The 3592-nt window shown below is 46.9% G+C and carries 3 protein-coding genes and 1 pseudogene; all 4 read right to left on the reverse strand.

What is annotated here, in order from left to right; translation table 11 throughout:
- Nucleotides 1-463 (reverse strand): DUF2931 family protein (locus QTN94_RS19295; protein ID WP_443088812.1); only part of this gene is annotated, 463 nt, incomplete at its 3' end.
- On the reverse strand, nt 456-2516 hold the full coding sequence (locus tag QTN94_RS19300; RefSeq protein ID WP_331428576.1) for a T6SS phospholipase effector Tle1-like catalytic domain-containing protein: 2061 nt from the start codon (nt 2514-2516) through the stop codon (nt 456-458). The genes QTN94_RS19300 and QTN94_RS19295, both read right to left, overlap by 8 nt.
- Nucleotides 2513-3283 (reverse strand): DUF4123 domain-containing protein, encoded by a 771-nt coding sequence (locus QTN94_RS19305; protein WP_331428577.1) that lies wholly within the window; start codon nt 3281-3283, stop codon nt 2513-2515. The genes QTN94_RS19300 and QTN94_RS19305 overlap by 4 nt, the downstream gene beginning before the upstream one ends.
- A pseudogene (locus tag QTN94_RS19310) lies at nt 3280-3592 on the reverse strand (hypothetical protein); the annotation flags it as partial. The gene QTN94_RS19305 and the pseudogene QTN94_RS19310, both read right to left, overlap by 4 nt.

Genomic DNA, 3592 nt, shown 5'->3' on the forward strand with positions numbered 1-3592 from the left:
CTTCTGGATATTCGGGATAAGGCTTCACTATAGCCGCTTTAATTTGCGCGGTGACCTTAACGACGGTGGCGTAGCGAAAACCATGGCTCCCCCAATAGAGATAGAGTTCATCGGGTAAGGATTTTATGCCTGAGCCAAGTTGACCACGGGTGAAGTTGACCGGTACACCCAAAGGTATTGCATAGCCATCGTAGTCTGGATAGGTATATTCTCGATATTTTTCCATCTTGTATCGAGATTGCAGCAATCCGCCATACGGCAGCATCATACTGGTCCAGTCCTCTTGGTAGTTAACCCCATACGCTTCTGTTATGCCAGCAGGGTAATTATAAGAGATTGCGGCGCCAATTCGCCAAGGCCTAAACCTAGGGTCATCAGGGTAGTTTGGCTTAGTACGTCCGACTAAGCCAGCGATTAGCGCGAGTATGGCAATCGTTGTGATTGCGAGATAGCGTTTATTCACCGTCGTACTCCTCGCGTGCGTAGCGTTGATTGATGGTGTGAGGTTTATTTGGGGTCACGATACCAAACCAATCATCGATATCGGAGGAATGATGGAGCAGCCCCAGGGCAATAAAGTTATTAAGCATATCTGTAGAACCCAACAGCTTTTGTATATTGACTACTTCGCCGGCTTTGGCCAAATCCAGTACTCTTTGGCATAGAAGTCCGAAATCGAATGGAAGAATTTGCGGTTGATATGGATAGGCCAACTGACTTTGAACCGGATAGTATAAGTGGGCGTCTTGTTTACTTTCTTGGCAATTCCAAACATAAGGGCCTTCTGGTTTGTCATATACAGGCACGCCAGCAAATTCTGCCAGTCCATACATCACCCGTAAGTAGAGGCGCGATAAATCGCCTTCGGTACATTTGCGATAAAGCAGATGCGCTGTCGCACCGCTGGTGTATTTCCCTTCATAGGTCAATTCTGGATTAGTCAGTAAATAGTCTTGCCATAGCCAACCGTGTTTAAGTTCAATATCCAACGCTTGTTCAAGCTCTGTGGTTAGGGCGGCAAGTTGTTTTTTTTGCCCGGACAGGGATACGTCGGTGTTTTGCACGCTTGCTATGCGTTTATTTTCCAGTAGCGGTAATAGATAGTCTGCGTTGGAGAAGGCGACACGTGAGTGATAGCCGCCACCAATATCGGAATGTGCGCCAGGCAATACGATTTCATCAAAATGAGGGGCGGAATTGAGTCTGTTAAGGCTAAAGTTATAGCGGTATTCGCTGTGTTTGTTGGCCACAAGGTGGACGGCTTTGCGCACTCTGGCAGGATCTAACCATAATCGTACCGGTTCATCATTATCATTATGCGCGATTCCGTAAGCAGCGACGGTATCAAACAGCCCAGCAAACATTACTTCGCAAGATTGGTTGCTATCCCAATCAAAGTCGGTGACCAGAGTGTAATCGCCAGCTAATTGTTGCAATGTTCGGGTAAACTCTTGCGCGAACACATTTTGCTTGCCCGCCAGAACAGTATTAATACAGTGCCTTGCCGCCGCCGCGCCGCGACTAAAGCCAAACACGTCAAATTCTAGCTTGTTTAAACCGTCGATTTTAATCTTTTCTTGGCGTTCAATGGTTCTGAGAATCAGATCCAATTGGCTGCACACCTCTTTAATCCCAGTGCGGACTTTATTGATAATGCCATATTTACCCAAACCAAACGCCAATCCTTTGTTATCTTCGTCTGCTTTGGCAATATCGGTGCTATTGCCTGTGCCTATCCCAGTAATGTATTGAGCAAAACGGTAGACAGTTTTATCCTCATTGAAGGAGTCACTCTGGTAGAGGTCAAAGAGCTTCTGGATATTGGTCAGTTCATTGGCCGCGCTGCTTGTTATGTCGGCCCAATCGAAACATTTTTCAATGAATTGCGTTGGATGAATATCTTGAGTGTTAGCAATCTCTTCTGATACCTGATAAGCGGCTTGCCATAGGTAGTAGCGATCCTCTAATCGAGCTTTGCCCCATTTGGCACTGTAGCTGTTGTTGGCTGTCCCATCAAAAAACATCCCTAACCTTAGAGTAATATAGCGACAGCCTTGGATGGTCACGAAGTGACTGGTATTCGTAACCAGTTTGACCACGCCAAGCGCCTTTTTTTGGTGGCGTTTGGGGATGTTTTGCCCTTGCTCTAGCTGCACAAAGTCACCCAAGGTTAGCGTATGATGCGTCCAAGAAGCACCACTGCTTGCGGCTGGGTTCTGTTTAAGCCATTGCTGGACAGGAGAAGTCTCACCGTCAAAGGGCAGTCGACGCTGGGTGTGATATAACCAGGTTGGATTATCGAATTGGAGAGTAACACGTCCAGGAGCCAAGCTTACCAAGCGTATCGGTTCCTCTCCAAGGGTCACTGGGTAAACCGCTCCACTTGCGTCGATCAAATTCCCTTTGATGTTGGGGAATGGTTGGTTATGTTCATCGCGAATATGGATTTCTATCCAATGGGTGTAGCTTTCGCAAGGAATGCAGTGCTCACTGACACCTAAGGCTCCAAAAGTCATTTTAATGCTCCTATAACGTACTCCAGTTGCTCTCGCTCAGTCAGTGATAAGTGCAAAACGTCAACCACATCATTGATGTTGACGATCTCAGCCTTAATTAAGTGAGCCAGTACGTAAATTTGTCTATCGACAGAGGTGGCATACATTGGCGGAAACTGTTGCAAGGCTTTTTCTATAAACTGTTTGGGGTTAGCTAACCTGTTGATTGCTGTTGGTAGCACACGCCATAACGCTCGCTCAATATTGGTGGCGAGTGTGGTGTGGTCTTCTTTTGCTGTCAGGTGCTCACTTTTCACTCTCCACCAAGGGTTTGTTTGCAAAGTAAAAGCCAGGGACGAGTGATTTTCATAGCGGGTATATTCCTCACCTTGCCAATGTAGCCAATGACTTATATTCCCTAAGAACTGAGAACGGTCACCGTCACTCATCACGGCGAGCATGGGCATAATGACGACAGGATCATAAAAGCGGAACAACACCTTTTCTCCCTCTAGATAGGCCCAGAGAAGGCTGCGTAAATGAGCCATAACGCCATTAAATTCGGTCTTGCTGGCTAAGATGATGCCTTGCGTTAGCTCGTTTTGAAGTGCTGGATTGAGTGTCTCAATCGGGATGAGCCACGGAGACAAGGGCATCAACTCGTTTGAAAATGAATTATCGAAGACCGGTGCGGCACCTTCCAATGCACCGATGGTTTGAATGGTATGTCTGAAATTGCTGGCCGTAACGAGCCAATAGAGATTTGTCTTTTCATCAAATGTCATCATTTAGCATTCTCCTGTTTTTCGGCAGGACATGCTTTTACCGTGCTGACATTCTCGTTTTCTGCCCGCAGCAGTGCAGGTTGAGTGACGTTGGTCGATGAGGTTTCATCTGTCTTTTCTAATGATGCCGTGTCGTTGCTTCTTAAAGGTAACTGAGCGACTTTCCCCGCAAACCCAGATCCTGTGCTTGCACTGCCTCCCGAGTTTATATTGACTTTCGCGCCAACCAAGCTAACACCAGACGCGTCTAGTTTTATAAAGCTGCCACCGGCTTTCAAAGTCATTTCAGAGCCCGCTTCGATAACGACCTTC

Origin of the sequence: Vibrio sp. M250220, from assembly GCF_036533795.1 — a bacterium.
GTDB lineage: Bacteria > Pseudomonadota > Gammaproteobacteria > Enterobacterales > Vibrionaceae > Vibrio.